Origin of the sequence: Streptomyces sp. AC555_RSS877 (genome assembly GCF_019049245.1) — a bacterium.
In the GTDB taxonomy this organism is placed as follows: domain Bacteria; phylum Actinomycetota; class Actinomycetes; order Streptomycetales; family Streptomycetaceae; genus Streptomyces.
Genome location: NZ_JAGMUK010000040.1, coordinates 428,432 through 448,858, shown reverse-complemented (window position 1 = coordinate 448,858; position 20,427 = coordinate 428,432). Strand labels below are relative to the sequence as shown.

Here is a 20,427-nt window from a genome sequence, read left to right as displayed (position 1 = left end):
CGTCACGACCTTTCCAGGAGCCGACGGCAGCCCCGCACGATGCGGGCCTGGTCGGGCACATAGGCCTTCTCCAGCACCGGGGAGAACGGCACCGGGGAGAAGGGCGCGCCGATGCGCAGGACCGGAGCGTCCAGGTAGTCGAAGGCCGCGTCCTGGATCTGGGCGGCGATCTCCCCGCCGAGCCCGCCGAAGGTGACGGCCTCGTGGACGACGAGGACCCGGTTGGTGCGGCGCACGGAGGCGATCATCGTCTCGGTGTCCAGGGGCTGCACGGTGCGCGGGTCGATGACCTCGACCTCGATGCCTTCGGCTGCCAGTTCCTCGGCCGCCGCGAGGGCCTCGCCCACCATGCGGCCCAGGGCGATGACGGTGACGTCGGATCCCTGCCGCGCGGTGTGGGCCTGGCCGAGCGGGATGCCGTAGATCTCCTCGGGCACCTCGCTCTTGCTGCCCAGCAGGACCTTGTTGAGCATGACGACGACCGGGTTGTTGTCCCGGATCGCGGAGACGGTCAGGCCCTTGGCGGTGTAGGCGTCGCACGGCATCACGACCTTGAGGCCGGGCACGTGCGCGAGCCATGCCTCCAGGCTCTGGCTGTGCTGCGCGGCGGCGCCGAGGCCCGCGCCGGAGGCGGTGGTGATGGTGAGCGGCACCGAGACGGAGCCGCCGAACATGTACTTCATCTTGGCGGCCTGGTTGACGATCTGGTCCAGGCAGACGCCGATGAAGTCCATGAACATCAGGTCGACGACGGGGCGCAGCCCCCGGGCGGCGGCGCCGACGCCCAGGCCGACGAGCGCGGCCTCGGAGATCGGGGTGTCGATCATGCGGCGGGGGCCGAACTCGTCGAGCAGGTTGTCGAACATACGGAAGACACCGCCGTACCCGGCGACGTCCTCGCCGGCGACGAAGACGTTCTCGTCCTCGCGCATGACCTGCGCCAGGCCCTCGTTGAAGGCCTTGACGTAGCTGAGCTTGCGGCCCGTGCCGCCCGGAGCGGGGGCCGGAGCTTCGGTGATGGTGGTCATGGCGCTCATCCCGAGTAGACGTTGAGGAGCAGGTCGGCGGTGTCTGGCAGCGGGCTGGCCTCGGCGTAGGCGATGGCCTCGGCGATCTCGTCGCGGGTGCGCTGCCAGGTGTCGTCCAGCTCGGCGCGGGTGGCGGTGCCGTCGGCGATGGCCCGGGCCTCCAGCAGGTCGATCGCGTCGCGGGCCTTCCACTCCTCGACCTCCGCGTCCGAGCGGTAGGGGTGACGCAGTCCCTTGACGCCCTGGTGGTCGTAGTAGCGGTAGGTCTTGGCCTCGATGAACATGGGGCCCTCGCCGGCCCGGGCGCGGGCGACGGCTTCGAGGGTGGCCTCGTGGACGGCGAGCGCGTCCATGCCGTCGACGATCACACTGGGCATGCCGTAGGAGGCGGCCCGGTCGGCGACGTCGGTGATCAGCATGTGCTTCGACTGCGGTGTGAACTCGGCGTAGCCGTTGTTCTCGCAGATGAACAACACCGGCAGGCGCAGGATCGCGGCCATGTTGGCGCCCTCGTGGAAGCTGCCGATGTTGGTGGCGCCGTCGCCGAAGAAGGTGACGGCGATGTTGTCCTCGCCCCGGTACTGGGCGGCGAAGGCGGCGCCGACGGCGATCGGGATGCCGGCGCCGACGATGCCGTTGGCGCCGAGCATGCCGAGGGTGACGTCGTTGATGTGCATGCTGCCGCCGCGGCCGAGGCAGGCGCCGGTGACGCGGCCGTACAACTCGGAGTACATGTGCTTGAAGCTGACGCCCTTGGCCACGGCGTGGCCGTGTCCCCGGTGCGTCGAGGTGATCTGGTCGTCGTCGCGGAGGGCTGCCATCACGCCCGCGGCAACGGCCTCCTGACCCACGTAGAGGTGGAGGAAGCCCGGCAGCTTGCCGGCCTCCATGAGTTTTCCGGCTTCGGTCTCGAACAGGCGGATGCGCACCATGCGCTCGTGCAGATCCCTGACGACCTGCGCGGATGCCTGGTTCGCGACCGGATCGGCCGACTTCTTCGATGCCCTTTGAGCCATCGTCCGCCCCTTCGCCCCGAGCGAGGTGATCACAGCAATCGGACTTTGTTGTGCCGGTCTACAGTAACCAGCAGGGGCACCTTACTGAAGAGGTTCTCTAATTACTACGGCCCGGGCCGACCGTCTTCCGAACCCCTCCGCGCTGGTCGACCAGCTCCAGCGCGTTGCCCTCCGGATCCGCCCAGAAGCTGATCCGGCGACCGCGCGCCCACACGACGACCGGGTCCGAGAGCGGTCGGGCTCCCCCGGCCGCCAGAGCCGTCACGAGCGGGTCCATGTCGTCCAGATGGAAGGTGAGGTACGACAGCCCCCGGCGCGCGGTCAGCGACAGGGCGGACTGGACGGGAGCCGGGGCGAACCGAGGCCGGATCAGCTTGACGGTGCCCCCGGAGGGCACCTGGAGCCAGACGACGAGCAGTTCGTCGCCGAGCCCCGCCGGGATGCCGATGGACGCCGGGACGCGGGAGCGGTGCACCTCGACACAGCCGAGCACGTCGCGATAGAAGCGCTCCATCAGCTCCAGGTCCCGTACGACGACTCCCGCCTCGAACGGCTCGGTCATACGCGCCCGCGCCGCGGGCCCCGGATCGGTCCTGTCGTCGGCCATCGCACCGCCTCTCCGTCGAGTGTGCGGCCATCACACTCCGGCAACTGGAGCCGGTCAATAGAAAGATCGCCTCACGCCTGGACCCTTTTGTCCCGGGCGAAGGCGATGTGACCTGCGGGGCACTGAGCTGCCACTTCCGCACTTTCTATTGACAGACAACACTTACCCCTGTTGTCGTGTCGCTCACAGCCCAGCCGCCGCGGCATCAGCCCCTCATCAGCTCGCGGCTGGGAGGATTGTGAGGACACCGTGGTCCAGACCAGTTCACCGGAGATCCGGGCGACAGACGCCGATCGTCAGCCACCTCCGGCGCCGGAATACAACTCGTGGATCGGCCAGGACCGCTCCACCGACGCCGCAGGCACGGCCATGCGGCGGGAGGCGGCCGAACTCGTCGAGCGTGTCATGAAGCACTACCGTGACAACACGACGCACGAGGCCGAGGAGCAGTGGACGGAACCGGTCGCCAACTACCTCGACGCCGACCGCTGGCATCGGGAGATGGACGCCGTCCACCGGAGTGTTCCGCTGCCGCTGGCGATGTCCTGTGAGCTTCCCGGACCGGGCACCTACAAGGCCCTGGACGTGCTCGGCATCCCCGTTCTGATCACGCGGGACCGGCAGGGCGTCGTTCACGCGATGATCAACGCCTGCCGCCACCGCGGCGCCCAGCTCGTCGAACCGGGATGCGGTGTGTCCAAGCGGATCACCTGCCCGTACCACTCCTGGTCCTACGACCTGGCGGGGGAGCTGCGCGGCGTGTACGCCGAAAAGACCTTCGGTGACGTGCCGCGCGAGGGACGCAGCCTGGTGCGGCTTCCCGCCGGTGAACGCGCCGGGATCGTCTTCGTGTCACTCGACCCGGCCGCCGAGCCCGACCTGGACGCCTGGCTGGGAGATCTGCAGCCGCTGCTCGAGGGGCTCCGCTTCGCGGACTGCCACCACTACGCGAGCCGTGAGCTGCTCAGCCCCAACTGGAAGGTCACCCTCGACGGGTACCTGGAGACGTACCACTTCGCGTCGCTGCACCCGAAGACGGTCTTCGAGACGAACTTCTCCAACATGATGGCCCACGACACCTGGGGCCCTCACCAGCGCCTCGCGTCGGCGCTGCGGCCCATCGCCGACGCGGTGGACGTGCCGGCCGACCAGCGTGACCCCGGTGACCTCGTCGGGGCCATCTACTGGCTCTTCCCCGGCCTGGCCATCGCCGGCACCTGGCGCAACAAGATCGCCGTCTCCATCGTGATCCCCCGTACGGCCACCGAGTCGGTGACCCAGCAGATCATCCTGCTGCGCGAGCCGGCCGTCACCGAGGAGGAGCGCCACGCCGCCGACGAGTTCGGCGAGTGGTTCTACGAGGTGGTCCGCGACGAGGACTACGCGACCACCTACGGCGTCCAGCGGGGCCTGAAGGCCCTGGACGGGACCGACTTCGTCTTCGGACGCAACGAGCCCGGACTCCAGCACTTCCACCGCACCATCCACAGCCTCTTGGACGAAGCGTCCAAGTGACGAATCCACAGCACTCGCAGGAGAACAGCATGGTGGCTACGGGCAGCCTCGACGGACGTGTCGCGGTGATCACGGGCAGCACACGCAGTATCGGCCGCGCCATCGCCGAAGCCTTCCTGGCCGACGGGGCCACGGTCGTCATCAGCGGCCGCTCGGAAGTCAAGGGCAAGCAGGCCCTGGAAGAGCTGGGAGCCGGGGACCGAGCCGTCTTCCACCCCTGTGACGCCAACAGCCAGGAGGAGATCGAGGGGCTGGCGGACTTCGCGGCCGAGCGCTTCGGCCGGCTCGACATCTGGGTCAACAACGTCGGCGGCACCTCGGGCTTCGCCCCGGTCCACCAGCTGAGCGACGAGGCCTGGCACAACGCCCTCAACCTGAACCTCAACGCCTACTTCTACGGCACCCGCCGGGCGCTGCCGAAGATGCTGGAGGGCGGCTGGGGCCGCATCATCAACATCTCCTCGGTCGAGGGCAAGCAGGCCAACAAGCCGGCGATCAGCCACTACATCACCAACAAGCACGCCATCCACGGCCTGACCAAGGCGACCGCCTTCGAGTACGGCACGCAGGGCATCACCTGCAACGCCATCTGTCCCGGCGCCGTCGACACCGACCTGATGCGGGCCGCGGGCCCCGCCGCGGCCGAGGCCGAGGGCATCTCGTACGGGGAGTGGCTGGGCCGCTTCGCCGAGCACGCCGCCACCAAGAAGATCACCACCGTGGAGCAGATCGCGGGCGTCGCCTCGCTGCTCGCGAGCGACGCGGGAGCGGGCATCACGGGCACGCTGATCAGCGTCGACGGTGGAACGTCACAGTGGTGAGCGAGGGAACGGACGGCGGGAGACCCATCGCCATGAAGCACTGGATCACCGACTGGCAGCGCAGCGAGCGACTGCCCCACTACACCCGGGCCAACGCGGGCGAGACCCTGCCGGAGCCGGCCAGTCCGCTGGGCTGGAGCCTGGTCTGGGGGCGCGGTCTGCAGGGCTGGCGCCGCGGCTTCATCGACTTCAGCATCTACCGCGAGGAGGAGATCGCCGGCACCCGGCCTCCGTTCGTCGGAATCTTCGGCGGCTACTTCTACCTCAACCTCTCGCACCTGCGGCTGTTCGGCATCCGCATGGGCCAGACCGCGGCCGATATCGACACGGCCTTCGTCGGCCAGCGCTCCGACACCCCGGTGTACGTGGCGCACCCCGACGACCAGGACGCGGAGCTGACGGCCAAGGCAGGCGGGATTCTCCAGCAGATGCTCGGCCAGACCGGCTACCCGGAGGGCGACGCCGACCATGAGCGGCTGCGCCGGATCCGCCGCGAGCGGCCCGACCTGACGCAGTTGTCCGACGCCGAACTGACGGCGCGTGCCCGCGGTATGCTCGACGACGTCGAGACGACCTTCCAGCGGCATGTCGAGTCGACGCTGCCCGCCTCGGTCGGACCGGCGATCCTCGGCCCGCTGTGCGCGAGCATCGATCGCCCCGGCGCGATGCTGGACCTCATCAGCGGTCTGGGGGACGTGGACTCGGCCGGCCCCTCGGCGGGTCTGTGGACGCTGTCCCGGCAGGTGGCGGCCTCCGCCGAACTGACGGCACTGTTCGACCAGGGTCCGTCCGCTGTGGAGCAGGCGCTCGAAGGAGGGACCGGGGACGTGAAGGCGTTCCGGGACTCGTTCGACGAGTTCCTCGCCGAGTCCGGCGACCGCGGCCCCAACGAGTGGGACATCCACGCGCTGTCGTGGGAGGCCGCCCCGATCCAGGCACTGTCCCTGGTCGACCGGATCCGGCACAGCTCCGACGGCGATTCTCCGGCCGCCCGGCACGAGCGGCTCACGGCACACCGTCAGGCGATTGCCGCGGAGGTCCGTGGTGCCCTGCCCGCGGACGCGCAGCCGATGTTCGACGCCGGGATGCACGCGTCCAACGTGTGGATCCCGGCGCGCGAGCGCACCAAGGCGAACTGCGTCACCGTCATCAACGAGATCCGGATGGCGATCCGCGAGCTCGGCCGCCGCGGTGTCGAGGCAGGACGCTTCGCGCACCCCGAAGACGTGATGATGCTGCTGGACACCGAACTCGACGACTATGTCGCCGATCCGGACCGCTTCGGCGCCGTCATCGCCCAGCGGCTTCAGGAGTACGGCGAGCTCCGCGAACTGGAACCGCCGTTCTTCATCGCGGACGACTCCCGGACCGAGATCGACAGCTGGCCGCGGCGCAGCGACGAGCACACCGCGGCCGCTGTCGGGGGCGATGTCCTCAAGGGCGTCGGTGGCAGCCACGGCACGTACACCGGCAGGGTACGGGTCGTCACCGACCCTGCCTCGTGCGAGGCGCTGGAGCCGGGCGAGGTGCTGGTGGCGCCGATCACGGACGCCGCCTGGACCCCGCTGTTCCTGGTGGCCGGAGCGGCCGTCGTGGATGTGGGCGCGCTCAACAGCCACGCCGTCGTGGTCTGCCGCGAGCTCGGCATCCCGGCCGTCATCTCCGTCGAAGGCGGTACGCAGCGGCTGCGGGACGGCATGGTGATCACGGTCGACGGCACCAAGGGCACGGTCACCGTGGACAGCGTCCCGGCGGCACTCGCCATCTGAACGGCCCGCGGGCCCGTCGTTCCTTCCTGACAGAGGGCGGCGGGCCCACGGGCATGAGTACGGAAAGGACCACCGTGGCAGAGGAAATCATCGTCGCCGGCTGGATGGACTACGAGCCGTCGGATCGTGACCCGATGCTGAGGCATCTCGTCGAGGTCGGGCAGCGCACCCGCGAGGAGGAGCCCGGCTGTCTGGACTACGCCATGGCCGCGGACCCCTCCGACGAACGCCGGATCCGGGTCTTCGAGCGCTGGGTGTCCCAGCAGTCTCTGGACGAGCACTTCACCACGGCGCACATCAAGGACTTCCGCGCGGCCACGTCCGGGCTGACCCGGGTGGGGGTCTCCCTGAAGATCTTCAGCGTCGCGGCGTCGCGGTCCATGCGCTAGCCGCCCCCTGGAAATTCTTCTTCAAATGGGCGAAATACTCTTACTCATGGACATAGTTCTAATATCTACATGAGAGCGGGCGGCTTCTCGAACGGCGAGCGACCGGGCGGTAGCCGACCACGGTCCGATGAGGGAAGTGATCCGCATGGGGTTTGTGGGGGATTCCAGCGGTCCTTCACGTGCCCGTGAGCGATTCCTGGAGGGCGGACTGGTCGAGGGAGGCGTGCGGGACCTGATCCTGAGTTCCTGGCAGCGCTCCGTCCTGCTCGGGCTCTCCCCGGACCAGACCGAGCTCCCCTACCGCGAGGACGTCGATCTGGACAGCCGGCTCGTGCACGCGGCCGGTCCGGTGCTCGACTGGCTGCAGTCCAGGTTCGCTGGCCGCCGCATGAACGTGGCTCTGGCCGACGCCGACGGGACGGTGCTGCAGCGCCGCTTCGGTGAGGCGTCCATGGCCAGGCAACTCGCCCCCATCCAGAGGATTCCGGGGTTCGTGTTCGCCGAGGAGGTCGCCGGAACCAACGGCATCGGCATCGCGCTCGCGGAACGGCGGCTGTGCCAGGTCTACGGCGCCGAGCACTTCGCGGAGCGCTCACAGGCGAATGCCTGCTCGGCGATCCCCGTGCGTGATCTGCTCAGCGGAGGCGTCGAGGGCATCCTCTCCCTCGGTTGTCCGCGCACCGACGTGGATCCCGCGATGGACACCGTGATACGAGAGGCGGCAGGCGCCATCGAGCGGCGGCTCCTGGCGGAGAACTCGGCGCGAGAACGTGGGCTGCTGAGCGCGTATCTCGACGCCAGGCGCCGGGTGCGGGCCGGCGCGGCGGGCGGCGACGGGCACCTGGTCCCGGTGGACGAGCTGGTCCACAGCGGCCTCAACCGGCGAGATCAGACGGTCCTCACGGAGAAGGCCGCCGAGCTGATCGCCTCGGCCCAGCGGGCCGGCGTCGAGGTGACCCTCTCGGACGGCCGGCGGGTCGTCCTGCTCAGCCATGTCGTGACGAGCGCCGCCGGTGTGGCGGGCGTCGCCGTCGAGGCGGTCCTCACCGACGACGCACCGGGGCAACGGCTCGCGGCACTCACGCACCCGGGTGCGCAACTGGGCCACCCGGCGCAGGAAGGCCCCGCGGCACGGGAAGCCGTCACACCCGCCGTCCCGCCGACCGGACGCCTGGCCGACCTCACGCCCTTCGGGACCACCCACGCGCAGACCGGGGCGCAGGCGCCGCTCACGACCGCCCGCACGGCCGAGCCGGCCGGCGCGCCGGGCAGCATCGACGGCGGCACCGACGGCGTGCCCGGCGGACGGCTGGTGCTGCTGGGCGAACCGGGCGTGGGCATGCACGCCGTCGCGGCACGGCAGCGCCTGGAGCTGCTGTCCGAGGCCAGCGCCCGCATCGGCACCACACTGGACCTGCCCCGCACCGCCCGCGAACTCGCCGAGATGGCCGTGCCGCGCCTGGCCGACTTCGTCACCATCGACCTGCCCGAGGCGGTACTGCGAGGCGAGGAGTCCGCCGATCCCCGCACCGACCTGCACCGCCGGGTGATCCACGGCATCCGCGACGACGGCCCCTTCCAGGCGCTCGGCGAACGGATCCACCTACGTCCCGCCACTCCCCAGCTCCGCTGCCTGGCCGACGGACAGGCAGTACTGGAACCCGACCTGAGGGTCACCGCCGGCCGGTTCTCCCAGGGCCCGGAGCGCACCGGAGGCCTTCTCTCGTACGGGCTGCGCTCTCTCATCAGCGCCCCGCTGCTCGCCCGCGGCGTCGTCCTGGGCATCGTCAGCTTCTACCGCACGCGAGAGCGCGCCCCCTTCGGGGACGACGACCGTTCGCTGGCCCAGGAACTCGCCACCCGTGCCGCCGTCTGCATCGACAACGCCCGCCGCTACACCCGCGAACACAGCATGGTCCTGGCCCTGCAGCGCAGTCTGCTTCCGCAGCGCCTGCCCGAGCAGGACGCCGTCGAGGTCGCCCACCGCTACCTGCCCGCCGAGTCCGGAGTGGGCGGCGACTGGTTCGACGTCATTCCCCTGTCCGGCACCCGCGTCGCCCTTGTCGTCGGCGACGTCGTCGGCCACGGCCTGCACGCCGCCGTCACCATGGGCCGACTGCGTATCGCCGCACGCAACTTCGCCGAGCTGGACCTGGCACCGGACGAGGTCCTCACCCAGCTCGACAACCTCGTCGCCCGCCTCGACCGGGACGAAGGCGGCGAGGAACCGGGCACCGACGGCACCGGCATCATCGGCGCCACCTGCCTGTACGCCATCTACGACCCCACCTCGCAGCTGTGCACCCTGGCACGCGCCGGCCACCCCCCACCCGCGCTGGTCCACCCCGACGGCACAGTGACGTTTCCCGACCTGCCGGCCGGACCGCCCCTCGGACTGGGCGGCCTGCCCTTCGAGACCGCCGAGATCCACGTCCCCGAAGGCAGCCGGCTCGTCCTCTACACCGACGGGCTCATCGAAGACCGCCACCGCGACATCGACACGGCCCTCGACCAGCTGCGGGACGCCCTCGCCCGGTCCGGTCCCTCCCCTGAGGACACCTGCCAGGCAGTGGTGGACGCCGTGGTGCCCGACCACCCCGCCGACGACATCGCGCTGCTCGTCGCCGGCACCCAGACCCTCGCCCCCGACCGGATCGCCACCTGGGACCTCCCCGCCGACCCGGCCCGCGTCTCCGGCGTGCGCGCCGACGTGACCCGCCGGCTCACCGACTGGGGGCTCGACGAGGCCGTCTTCTCCGCCGAGCTGTTGCTCAGCGAGCTGGTCACCAACGCCATCCGGCACGCCAGCGGCCCCCTGCAGGTACGCGTGATCCACGGCCGCGCCCTGATCTTCGAGGTCTCCGACACCAGCAGCACCGCTCCCCGGCTGCGTCACGCGGCCGCCACCGACGAGGGCGGTCGCGGCCTGTTCCTCGTCGCCCAGCTCGCTCAGGCCTGGGGGACCCGCTACACCGACGGCGGCAAGGTCATCTGGGCCGAGTGCGCTCTGGATGTCCCTACAGGAATGCCGACGGTCGCCGGGATAGATTGGGATGATATTCCCGACATCGAATAGGTGAGCCGATCCGGTGCAGTCGGGAAGGAACACGGAAGCCGATCCCCGGAGAGAGTCTGTGCACGACGCTCCCGACGCCCCGACAAGCCGATCCGTGGGCCGCGGCCAGGACCCTCTGGTCCGGATCAGGGGTCTCGGCAAGCGGTTCGGCGGTACTCGCGCGTTGGCCGAGGTCGACCTCGACGTCCGGCGCGGTGCCGTCCTCGCCCTTCTGGGCCCCAACGGCGCCGGTAAATCCACCCTCATCAAGGTGCTCGCCGGTGTCCATCGCGCCGACGAGGGCGAGGTGACCGTGGCCGGCCACCCGCTCGGCACGGCCGCGGCCTCCCGGCACATGGCCTTCATCCACCAGGACCTCGGTCTCGTCGAGTGGATGACGGTCGCCGAGAACATCGCTTTGGGCACCGGTTACCCGCGCCGCCGGGGGCTGATCTCCTGGCGGACGGCTCGCAAGCGCTGCGTGGAGGCCCTGGAGATCGTCGCCGGACATCTCGCTCCCGAGGCCCGCATCGCCGACCTGACCCGCGCCGAACGTTCGCTGGTCGCCATCGCGCGGGCCCTGTCGACCCGTGCGGAACTCCTCGTGCTCGACGAGCCGACCGCCAGCCTCCCCGCGGCCGACTGTGCCCGCGTCTTCCGCGTCCTGCGCGAGCTGTGCGACCGCGGTCACGGCATCGTCTACGTCAGCCACCGGCTCGACGAGGTGTACCAGGTCGCCGACTCCTTCGCCGTCCTGCGCGACGGCCGGATCATCAGCCAGGGCCCACTCGCCGGCCACAGTCCCGCTCGCCTCGTGCATGACATCGTGGGCCGCGACCCGGCTCGCCGACCACCCGCCGCCGCCGCTCCCGGCCCCGAGGCCCCCGCCGTCCTGCGCCTCGACGGTGTACGGACCGAGCACGCCGGCCCGGTCGACCTCCGACTGCGCCCCGGCGAGATCCTGGGCATGGTGGGCCTCATCGGCGCCGGACACATGGACCTGGGCAGGGCGCTGGCCGGGGTCCGGCCCCTCGTGGGCGGGCACGTGCTGCTGGACGGGCGGCCCTACCGTCCGCGTACGGTCGCCGCCGCCGTCGGTGCCGGTGTCGGCTTCGTGACCAGCAACCGGCTGGAGGAGGGGTGCGCAGCCGAACTGACCGTACGGGAGAACCTGCTCGCCAACCCCCGCGCCCACGGCCTGCCGGGGCCGCGCTGGATCAGCCCCCGGCGCGAGCGCGCCAGGGCCACGGCTCTCGTCGAACGCTTCCGGGTGCACCCCCACGACAGCGAGACACCGATCGCCGTCCTGTCCGGGGGCAACCAGCAGAAGGTCATGCTCGGCCGGTGGCTCCGCAGCAGGCGCCGGCTGCTGATCCTCGAGGAGCCGACGGCCGGCGTGGACGTGGGCGCCAAGGCGGAGATCTACCGCCTGCTGGACGAGGAGCTGGCCGCCGGGCTCGCCGTCCTGCTCATCTCCACCGATTTCGAGGAGGTCGCGAACGTGTGCCACCGCGCCCTGGTGTTCGTCCGCGGGACCGTGGCGGCCGAGCTGACCGGTGAAGCCCTCACCGTCACCCGGCTCACCCACGCCGCGTCCGCCGTGCCGCCCCTCACCGGGACGGAGACGGACGGATGAGCGGGGAACCGACGGGCGACCGGACGGCCCGGCCGACGTCCGCGTCACCGGCTCCCCGATCACGGCCGCGGCGCTCCCCCGGACACTTCATCGGCGCGTACGGACTGCTCGCACTCACCGTCCTGCTCTTCCTCGTCTTCTCCCTGGCACTGCCCGACACCTTCCCCACCCTCGACAACATCTCCTCGATCCTGTCCAACCAGTCGGTCCCCGCGATCCTCGCGCTCGGCGCGATGGTCCCCATCGTCACGGGCCGGTTCGACCTGTCCATCGGCTACGGTCTCGGCCTCGCGCACGTCATGGTGCTCCAGCTGATCGTCAGCGAGGGCTGGTCCTGGCCGCTCGCCTGCGCGATGGTGATCATCGGTGGAGCGGTCGTCGGCGTCCTCAACGGCGTCGTCGTCGAGTTCGCCCGGATCGACTCCTTCATCGCCACCCTCGGCACCGGCAGCGTGCTGTACGCCGTCACCGGCTGGGTCACCGGCGGCACCCGCATCGTCTCCGGGCCGAACGGACTGCCGCCGGCCTTCACCGACCTCTACGACTCCACGTTCCTCGGTCTGCCGGTGCCCGCGTTCTACGTCCTCGGGCTGGTCGTCGTGCTCTGGCTGCTGCTGGAGCGCCTGCCGCTGGGCCGCTACCTCTACGTCATCGGTTCGAACCCCCGGGCCGCCGACCTGGTCGGCATCCCCACGCGCCGCTACAGCGTCTACGCCTTCGCCCTGTCCGGTCTGATCGTCGGCTTCGCCGGCGTCCTGCTCGCCGCGCAGCAGCAGATCGGCAACCCCAGTGTCGGCCTGGACTACCTCCTGCCGGCCTTCGTCGGGGCCCTGCTCGGCTCCACCGCAGTCAGACCCGGGCGCCCCAACGCCCTGGGCACCCTCGTGGCGGTCGCCATCCTCGCCATCGGGCTGGCCGGCATCGGCCAGCTCGGCGCGCAGTTCTGGGTCACCCCGCTGTTCAACGGCGCCACCCTGCTGCTCGCCGTCGGCTTCGCCGGGTACTCCGCCCGCCGACGGCTGCGCTCCGGCGCCGCCGCGAACCGTCGGGGCGGCAAGGTGGCGGGCACCTCCCAGGAGGCCCAGGACGTTCCGTAGCCCGTGGCCCGCTCCGCGTCCCTCCCTGACCTGCGGACGCCTCCGCCCGTCGCCGTCACCACAGCAAGGAGCACCCGTGATCTCGTACCGCAGGACCGCCCCGGCCCTCGTGGCCCTGACCACGGTCGTCGTCACCGTCGTCGGGTGTGAGCGAGGCTCGTCCACCGGCCCGGAAAGCCCCACCGAGGGGGTCACGGCGGGCTGCCCGGCCGCCCTCGCGGAGGCGAGATCCGCCGTCCGGCGGGCCGAGAAGGCGGACGTCTCCTGGAACGGCCCCACCACCGGTCCCGCGGCCGTGCCGGACAAAACGATCGTCTACGTCGCACAGACCATGACCAACCCCGGAGTCGCGGGCGTCGCCGGCGGGCTGCGGGAGGCCGCGAAGGTGATCGGCTGGAACGTCAGGGTCATCGACGGGCAGGGCACTCCCGCCGGCATCCAGGCGGCCCTCAGCCAGGCGGTCGGCGTCAGGCCCTCCGGCATCGTCCTCGGCGGCTTCGACCCCAATGCGACGTCGGCCCAGCTCGCGCGGGCCGACGCGGCGGGCATCCCGCTCATCGGCTGGCACGCGGTCGGCTCCCCGGGGCCGAGCAGGCAGCCCAAGCTCTTCACCAACGTCACGACCAAGGTCGAGGACGTGGCGCAGATCAGCGCCGACTGGGTCATCGCGCACTCAGGCGGCCGGGCGGGGGTCGTCGTCTTCACCGACGCCTCGATCCCCTTCGCCAGGAACAAGTCCCAACTGATCGAGAAGCACCTGGCCACCTGTGCCGACGTACGTCTCCTGGCGTCCGAGAACATCCCCATCCCGGACGCGAGCAGCCGCACCCCCCAAGAGGTCTCCTCCCTCATCTCCCGCTTCGGCAGCAGGTGGACATACTCCGTGGCCATCAACGACCTCTACTTCGCCGACGCGGCGCCCGCCCTGCGCGAGGCCGGCAGGAAGGGCTCCGGTCCCCCCTTCAACATCGGCGCCGGAGACGGCGACCCGTCGGCCTTCCAGCGCATCAACAGCGAGCAGTTCCAGGCAGCCACCGTCCCGGAACCGCTCGCCGAACAGGGCTGGCAGATCGTCGACGAGTTCAACCGCGCCTTCGCCGGCGAGCCCGCGAGTGGATACGTCGCCCCGGTCCACATCTCCACGGCCGCCAACAGCGGCGGAGCGACGACCTGGGACCCACCCGGCTACCGCGAGGCGTACCGGAGGATCTGGGGCAGGTGAGAGCCGTCGGTCACGCGTCGTGCGTGACCGGATCCTGCGTCTCCCGTCGTCTCTACGCCCTCTACGCGCGCAAGCGGCTGTACGGATCCTCGGCCAGCCGGACCAGCATCTTGCCGACGTTGCCACCGGCCAGCAGGGACAGCAGGGTCTGTGCCGCGCTGTCCAGGCCGTCCGTCACCGTCTCGCGGGCGGTGACGCGGCCCGAGCGCAGCCAGTCGGCGACGCGGCTCTCGAACTCCGGCCGCAGGTCCTCGTGGTCGCGGACGATGAAGCCGCGCAGCGTGAGCCTTTTGAGGACCGCCTGGATCAGCTGGTTGATGTCGGTGGACCGCCGCTCGCCGCCGAACTGCGACATCATGCCGCACAGAGCGACACGGCCGCCCGTCCGCAACGCGTGCAGGGCTGCGGCCAGTTGCTCGCCGCCGACGTTGTCGAAGTAGACGTCGACGCCCTCGGGCGCCAGCTGTGCCAGGGCGTCGCGCACCGGCCCGGCGCGGTAGTCGGCGGCGGCGTCGTAGCCGAACTCCTTGACCAGCAGGGCGCACTTGTCCGCTCCACCGGCCGTCCCGATGACGTACTCGGCGCCGAGCAGCCGGGCGAACTGTCCGGCGGCGGTGCCCACGGCCCCGGCCGCCGCCGACACGAAGACGGTGTCGCCGGGCCGCACCCCGGCGATCCGCGCGAGGCCGACGTAGGCGGTGAAGCCGGTCTGTCCGAGCAGCCCCAACCAGGTGGGCAGCGGGGCGAGTTCCGGGTCGATGCGGCCCGCGGCGTCGGTGTCGGCCGGGTCGAGGACGGCCCACTCCCGCCAGCCGAGCTGGTGGCGCAGGAACGTGCCCGGCGGCACGGAGGGGCAGCGGCTCTCCTCCACGACGCCGAGCGCCCGGCCGTCCAGCGGTGATCCGGGGGTGAAGTTGTGCGTGTAGTGCTTCTCGGTGCTCTCCAGCCGTCCGCGCATCGACGGGTCGACGCTCATGTAGAGGTTGCGGACGAGCAGCTGTCCCTCGCCGAGCGGCGGGAGCGGGCGTTCCTCGACGGCGAAGTCCCCGAGCGTCGGCTCTCCCTCGGGCCGGCGCACCAGGCAGACCACCCGGGTGGTACGGGGCGGCACCGCTCACGCCTCCGGCGGTCGGGTGCCGCGCCGCTGGGCGAGGCGGCCGACCCAGCCGGCCATCTGGAGGTCTGCGTGGCGCAGTTCGCCGGACTGCCAGCGGGCCTGGAAGTCGAAGATGCCCTGCGCCCCGGTCTTGGGGTCGGTCACCTCCACGAGCCCGTCCTCGGTGAGCCGGTACACCTGCCCGGTCAGCGGATGGGTCACTTGCTTGGCGCTCACGGCTCACTCCTGCGGTCTGCGGCGTACGCCGCGTTTGGTCACGGTCACCGGGCCCTCGACCTGGAGCCGGCAGGCGAGCCGGGTCAAGCCGTCCACCGGCTTGCGCAGGGCTTCGATGCCCTCGCGCTCCAACGGGCCCACGGGCGAACAGTTGTCGGCGCCTTCCTCGACCTCCACGAAGCAGGTGCGGCAGGTGGCCTTGCCCCCGCAGACGGTGGGCCAGCGGTAGCCGAGCCGCTGGGCGGCGCTGAACAGGTCCTCGCCGTCCCGCACCTCCAGCTCGACTCCTGAGGGCCGGACCGCCACCCGGTGGGTCTCGGTCACTTGCTCATCCACTGGTCGAGCGTCTGGTTGAAGTGGCGGATGCGGCTCTCCTGGTAGTTGGCCAGGGTGATGCCCGGCTTGCGCATCGTCTTCAGTCCCTGCTGGACGTACGGGAGGTTCTCGCAGTCCTGGTCGAAGACGGGTCCGAGAACGCCGAGTTCGGGGATGTCCGCGAAGAGCACGTCCTCCGGCACCCAGCGGATCTTGACCGGGGGCGGCATCTTGCCGGGCTCCTTGGGGGCCGACATGAAGATGATCTCGGCGGTGCAGGAGTCGGGGTCGAGGCCGTTGGGCTTGAACCGGTAGATGATGTTGGACTTGGCGCCGCCCCAGGGGTTGAAGTTGGGGAACAGCAGGTAGTTGATGGCGTCCATCAGCTCGGTGTCGGCGGTCTGCGAGAAGTCCTGGTGCGAGGTGGTGGCCAGTTGTTCGCGCATCCGGTCGGCGAGGACCTGGCGGGCGGTGCTGCCCGGCGGGATCGCGGGCATCTCGTCGCCCTCCTGGATCACCAGGTCACGGCCCTGGGCCGCCGCGTAGAACGCGCGCGAGCCGTAGAACGTCTCCAGGACGTCCTCCTGCGTGACCGAGTCGGCCACGTGCGGGCTGGGGGCACCCTGGATGTTGATCATGCGGTTCCAGTTGGGCTGGTCCGCCATGACGTCGTACTGGGAGTTGGCGTCGGCGAGCCAGGGCAGCATCTGCGGGTGCGTGGCGATCACGTGGAAGGACTCGATGAACGCGTCCTGGGCGATCTTCCAGTTGCAGGGCAGCACCTTGGCGACGTGCAGCGACTTGTAGCGGTCCTGCAGCGGCCAGATGTAGTACTCGTCGAAGGTGCCGCAGTAGCTCTCGAACGGCTCCGCGTACGGATCCATGTTGATGAAGACGAAGCCGCGCCAGGTGGCCACCTTGGCCTCGGGAAGCGCGAACTTCTCCGGGGTGACATGGGGGAAGTCCCAGGCGCAGGGCGGGGTCTGCATCGTGCCGTCGAGGTTCCAGGCGAAGCCGTGGAAGGGGCAGCGGAACTCTCCGACGTTGCCGCCGCCGGTGCGCAGTTTGCGGCCGCGGTGCAGGCAGGCGTTGACGTACGCGCGGATCTCGTCCGGCGCCGTGCGCACGATGATCAGTGAGTCGTCGCCGATCTCGTAGACCTCGTGGTCGCCGACCTCGGGGATCTCGCTCTCCAGGCAGGCGAACTGCCACACGCGGCGCCACACCTGGCGCATCTCGCGCTCGGCCCATTCGCGGGAGGTGAAGCGGGTGGTGTCGATGTCCTCGCTGCCGAGGTAGTCGTTGTTGACGTACCTCAAGGCGGGGGGAACCGGTCGGCTGTCCCGGTCGAGGTAGTCCTGGACGCTGGGTCCGGGACACCGCGCCGTGCCCAACTCCGACGTTTCGTCCATCTTCTCTCCTCAGCCAGAAACTTTAGAGTGAGTGTAGTTATTAGTCAGGGCTCGGAGCAATACTCGCGGCTCCGCCAGGACGCCACAGAACCCCATCCCCAGGGGATCGACATGGTCCCTCTCCAATTTGTTACGACCGACCCCTCCCCAAGGCCGACAGCGCGTGCCACACTCCGTCGCACCCGAGGCTGTAGAGCCTCACAAGTTTCTCTCCGGCCTGGGACAGTGTTCGTCCCGTCCCGGCCACAGCGCCGCCCGCCTGCCCAGGCGGCCCGCGTCGTACCCCACGACGGCGATCCCACTGCCCGCTCGATCACCTGAGCGTGCCGTCCCGGCATGGGCGGCACAGAATCCGCCTGCACACAGCCGGCCGCCGCGGACGCGGGAGCGTCGTCGCGTGCCGCCGCAGCGCAGGCGCCACACCACGGGAGTACTCAACGATGAGTTCCAGACCCGCACGCGCGGTCCGTCGCGCGCTCACCGCGATCGTCTCCGTCTCCGCCCTGCTCGCCCTGGGGGCCTGCGGCGGCACCGGCACGACTCCGGCCGCCGACTCCGCCAAAGCGACCTCAGACTCCCCCGGCCTGACCGCGGCCCGGACCGCCCTGGCCAAGTACTCCAAGCGTCCGGACAAGATCCCGGTCACCGAACCGGTGGGCAAGCCGATCCCCACGGGAAAGAAGATCGACTTCATCCTGTGCGGTGTGCAGTCCTGCAGCGACCTGGCCAAGTTCTTCACCGCCGGGGCCAACCAGCTCGGCTGGAAGGTCGAGCTGCTCCCCACCCAGGGCACGCCGGAGTCCGTCCAGGCCGCCTACGAGCACGCACTGCGCAACAAGCCGGACGCCGTCGTCGCCTCCGGATTCCCGCGCGCGGTGTACGCGAAGCAGCTGGCGAAGCTGAAGGCAGCGGGTATCCCGGTCATCCAGTCGAACGCCGACGACGTGGTGGGCGACGGGATCGAACTGCTCAACAACGGGCCGAAGGACGTCGGCGTCCAGGGCGAGATGCTCGCCTCGTGGGTGGTGTCCGACAGCGGCGCCAAGGCCAACACCGTCTACTTCGACCTGCCCACCTACAGCATCCTCAAGCCCGTCAAGGACTCGTTCGCCGCCCAGTACAAGAAGTGGTGCGAGGGCTGCGCGCTCGACACCGTCGACGTGCCGATCACCGCGATCGGCAAGGACATGCCCGACCGTGTGGTCTCGTACGTCCGCTCGCACCCGAAGGTGACCCACATCGTCTTCTCGCTCGGCCTGCTCAACGTGGGTGTGCCGACCGCGCTGAAGACCGCCGGCGTGACCGACAAGCGCATCGCCGTGAACGTCGGTGACGCGCAGAACTACCAGTACATCGAGAGCGGCCTCAGCCAGGGCGCGATGGCCCTGAACTCCCACGAAACCGCCTGGCTCCAGGTCGACGCGCTGGCCCGCCACTTCACCGGCCAGTCCATGGACGTGAACCAGAAGGCCGTGCTGCCCAACATGCTGATCACCAAGGACAATCTCGTCGCCACTCTCGACGACTTCCCGCTCGTCGAGGACTACCAGGCGCAGTTCAAGGCGCTCTGGGGCCTGAACTGACCGACCCGGCCCCCGCCGCCGGCGACGTGCCGGCGGCGGCGCCATTCGACGAAGGGAACAGCGGTGCACGCTGACACGTCACAGGAGACCACGCGGGGGTCGGCCGGTACCGATGAGAGCGACCGACCCGTCCTGCGGGTGTCCGGGCTGTCGAAGCGATTCGGCGGCACCCAGGCGCTCGAGGACGTCGACCTGGACATCGCCCCTGGCGAGATCCACGCGCTGATCGGGCCCAACGGCTCCGGCAAGTCCACTCTCATCAAGATCCTCGCCGGTTACCACCACGCCGAGCCCGGGGCGGTCGCCGAACTCGACGGTGAGCCGTTCGGCCTGGGCCAGGTCACCGGTTCCCGGCACGACCGGCTCCGCTTCGTCCACCAGGAGCTGGGACTGGTGGGCGAGCTGAGCGCCACCGACAATCTCGCCCTCAGCCGCGGCTTCGCCCGCACGGCCCTCGGCAACATCCACTGGTCGGAGATGGAGCGCCGGACGACCGCGCTGGTCGAACGGTTCGGCCTCGGCATCGACGTACGACGCCCCCTGTCGACGGCCACGCCCGTCCAACGCGCGGTGGTGGCCATCGCCGCCGCCCTGCAGGGCTGGGAGGGCCGCCGTGGCGTCCTGGTCCTCGACGAGCCGACCGCCGTGCTGCCGCCCGGCGAGGTGGCCCGGCTCTTCGACATCGTGCGGGAGATCCGTGCCACCGGGGCCAGCGTCCTGTACGTCTCGCACCGCATGGACGAGATCTTCGCGCTGGCCGACCGGGTCACCGTGATCCGCGGCGGACGCCGGATCGCCACCCGCCGGGTCGCCGAACTCACCCCCCGCTCGCTGGCGGAACTGATGGCGGGCGAGGAGATGGAGACCACCTACCGGCCGCGGCTGCCTTCCGCCGCCCCCGAGCCCGTCCTGCAGGTCCGCGACCTGTGGGCCGGCCCGTTGCGCGGCATCGGCTTCACCCTGGCCAAGGGGGAACGGCTGGGCATCACCGGTCTGGTGGGCTCCGGCCACGAAGTCGTGCCGTACGCGGTGTGCGGGGCGTACACCGGCCCGGTGCGCGGCAAGGTGCGGTTGCCGGAGCGCTCCCAGCGGTGGGCCGGCGCCAAGGACGCCGGTGGGCTCGGTATCCCGCTGGTCCCCGCGGACCGGGCGGGCGAGGGCGTCATCGGCGACTTCTCCGTCGGGGAGAACCTCACCCTCCCGCTGCTCGACCGGCTGCGTGCCCGGGCCGGACGGCTGCACCGCCGCCGCGAATCCTCGCTCGCCGAGGAATGGATCAAGCGGGTGGGCGTGCGAACGGCCGGGCGCGGGGCCCGGATCACCACGCTGAGCGGCGGCAACCAGCAGAAGGTCGTCATGGCCCGCTGCCTGGCCCAGCAGCCGCCGGTGCTCGTGCTGTGCGAACCCACGGCGGGCGTCGACATCGCCACCCGCCTCCAGCTGTACGACCTGATCGAACGTCAGGCCGACGCCGGCATGGGCGTGATCGTGTCCTCCTCCGACACCGAGGACCTGCTCGCGCTGTGCACCCGTGTCCTGGTGATACGGGACGGCCGGATCGTACGGGAGATCAGCGGCCCGGACATCACCGAGCCCGCGCTGGTCCACGCCATGGAAGGAACCGAGTGA

General features: G+C 70.6%; 17 protein-coding genes. 10 read left to right on the top strand and 7 right to left on the bottom strand.

Annotation, left to right across the window (positions count from 1 at the left end):
- Positions 1–2 precede the first annotated feature (2 nt).
- The 3 genes from KUM49_RS19400 to KUM49_RS19390 all read right to left on the bottom strand — a co-directional run bounded on the left by KUM49_RS19400 (position 3) and on the right by KUM49_RS19390 (position 2,651).
- The gene (locus KUM49_RS19400; RefSeq protein WP_217238112.1) at positions 3–1,028 is read right to left on the bottom strand and encodes an alpha-ketoacid dehydrogenase subunit beta; all 1,026 of its coding nucleotides are present in this window, start codon (positions 1,026–1,028) and stop codon (positions 3–5) included.
- Between the two features lie 5 nt (positions 1,029–1,033).
- Positions 1,034–2,044, bottom strand: a complete 1,011-nt coding sequence (locus KUM49_RS19395; RefSeq protein ID WP_254401409.1) for a thiamine pyrophosphate-dependent dehydrogenase E1 component subunit alpha — start codon at positions 2,042–2,044, stop codon at positions 1,034–1,036.
- Between the two features lie 97 nt (positions 2,045–2,141).
- Positions 2,142–2,651, bottom strand: a complete 510-nt coding sequence (locus KUM49_RS19390) for a VOC family protein (RefSeq protein ID WP_254401408.1) — start codon at positions 2,649–2,651, stop codon at positions 2,142–2,144.
- A gap of 249 nt (positions 2,652–2,900) precedes the next feature.
- Between KUM49_RS19390 and KUM49_RS19385 the strand changes: the two genes are divergently transcribed.
- The 8 genes from KUM49_RS19385 (at position 2,901) to KUM49_RS19350 (ending at position 14,155) form a co-directional block, all read left to right on the top strand.
- Positions 2,901–4,166: an aromatic ring-hydroxylating dioxygenase subunit alpha gene (locus tag KUM49_RS19385; RefSeq protein WP_217238111.1), complete on the top strand. Its 1,266-nt coding sequence runs from the start codon at positions 2,901–2,903 to the stop codon at positions 4,164–4,166.
- 29 nt (positions 4,167–4,195) lie between these two features.
- Positions 4,196–4,987 carry an SDR family NAD(P)-dependent oxidoreductase gene (locus tag KUM49_RS19380; RefSeq protein WP_217238110.1) on the top strand — a complete coding sequence of 264 codons (792 nt, stop codon included), beginning with the start codon at positions 4,196–4,198 and terminating at the stop codon, positions 4,985–4,987.
- Positions 4,984–6,756, top strand: coding sequence for a PEP-utilizing enzyme (locus KUM49_RS19375; RefSeq protein WP_308406663.1), 1,773 nt, complete (start codon positions 4,984–4,986; stop codon positions 6,754–6,756). Before KUM49_RS19380 ends, KUM49_RS19375 begins: the two co-directional genes overlap by 4 nt.
- Positions 6,757–6,830: 74 nt before the next feature.
- Positions 6,831–7,145: a putative quinol monooxygenase gene (locus KUM49_RS19370; protein WP_217238109.1), complete on the top strand. Its 315-nt coding sequence runs from the start codon at positions 6,831–6,833 to the stop codon at positions 7,143–7,145.
- A 145-nt stretch (positions 7,146–7,290) separates the two neighbouring features.
- Positions 7,291–10,221, top strand: a complete 2,931-nt coding sequence (locus KUM49_RS19365; RefSeq protein ID WP_374200177.1) for a SpoIIE family protein phosphatase — start codon at positions 7,291–7,293, stop codon at positions 10,219–10,221.
- Positions 10,222–10,279: 58 nt separating this feature from the next.
- Positions 10,280–11,836, top strand: a complete 1,557-nt coding sequence (locus KUM49_RS19360; RefSeq protein WP_217238107.1) for a sugar ABC transporter ATP-binding protein — start codon at positions 10,280–10,282, stop codon at positions 11,834–11,836.
- Positions 11,833–12,933 carry an ABC transporter permease gene (locus KUM49_RS19355; protein ID WP_217238106.1) on the top strand — a complete coding sequence of 367 codons (1,101 nt, stop codon included), beginning with the start codon at positions 11,833–11,835 and terminating at the stop codon, positions 12,931–12,933. The genes KUM49_RS19360 and KUM49_RS19355 overlap by 4 nt, the downstream gene beginning before the upstream one ends.
- 79 nt (positions 12,934–13,012) lie before the next feature.
- On the top strand, positions 13,013–14,155 hold the full coding sequence (locus KUM49_RS19350; RefSeq protein ID WP_374200176.1) for a substrate-binding domain-containing protein: 1,143 nt from the start codon (positions 13,013–13,015) through the stop codon (positions 14,153–14,155).
- 61 nt (positions 14,156–14,216) lie between these two features.
- On the opposite strand, the gene KUM49_RS19345 is transcribed toward KUM49_RS19350, so the two are convergent.
- The 4 genes from KUM49_RS19345 to KUM49_RS19330 are packed head-to-tail and all read right to left on the bottom strand — an operon-like array spanning position 14,217 to position 17,215.
- Entirely contained in the window at positions 14,217–15,266 is a 1,050-nt protein-coding gene (locus tag KUM49_RS19345; protein WP_217238104.1) for an NADP-dependent oxidoreductase, read from the bottom strand.
- A 3-nt stretch (positions 15,267–15,269) separates the two neighbouring features.
- Positions 15,270–15,488 carry a transposase gene (locus tag KUM49_RS19340; RefSeq protein ID WP_217238103.1) on the bottom strand — a complete coding sequence of 73 codons (219 nt, stop codon included), beginning with the start codon at positions 15,486–15,488 and terminating at the stop codon, positions 15,270–15,272.
- A gap of 3 nt (positions 15,489–15,491) precedes the next feature.
- Complete coding sequence (locus KUM49_RS19335) at positions 15,492–15,812, bottom strand: 2Fe-2S iron-sulfur cluster-binding protein (RefSeq protein WP_217238102.1); 321 nt, start codon at positions 15,810–15,812, stop codon at positions 15,492–15,494.
- Entirely contained in the window at positions 15,809–17,215 is a 1,407-nt protein-coding gene (locus tag KUM49_RS19330; protein ID WP_217238101.1) for an SRPBCC family protein, read from the bottom strand. Before KUM49_RS19330 ends, KUM49_RS19335 begins: the two co-directional genes overlap by 4 nt.
- Positions 17,216–17,655: 440 nt before the next feature.
- On the opposite strand from KUM49_RS19330, the gene KUM49_RS19325 reads away from it, so the two are divergent.
- Together KUM49_RS19325 and KUM49_RS19320 are read left to right on the top strand one after the other, a co-directional pair.
- Positions 17,656–18,798: a substrate-binding domain-containing protein gene (locus tag KUM49_RS19325; RefSeq protein WP_217238100.1), complete on the top strand. Its 1,143-nt coding sequence runs from the start codon at positions 17,656–17,658 to the stop codon at positions 18,796–18,798.
- A gap of 63 nt (positions 18,799–18,861) precedes the next feature.
- Complete coding sequence (locus tag KUM49_RS19320; protein ID WP_217238099.1) at positions 18,862–20,427, top strand: sugar ABC transporter ATP-binding protein; 1,566 nt, start codon at positions 18,862–18,864, stop codon at positions 20,425–20,427.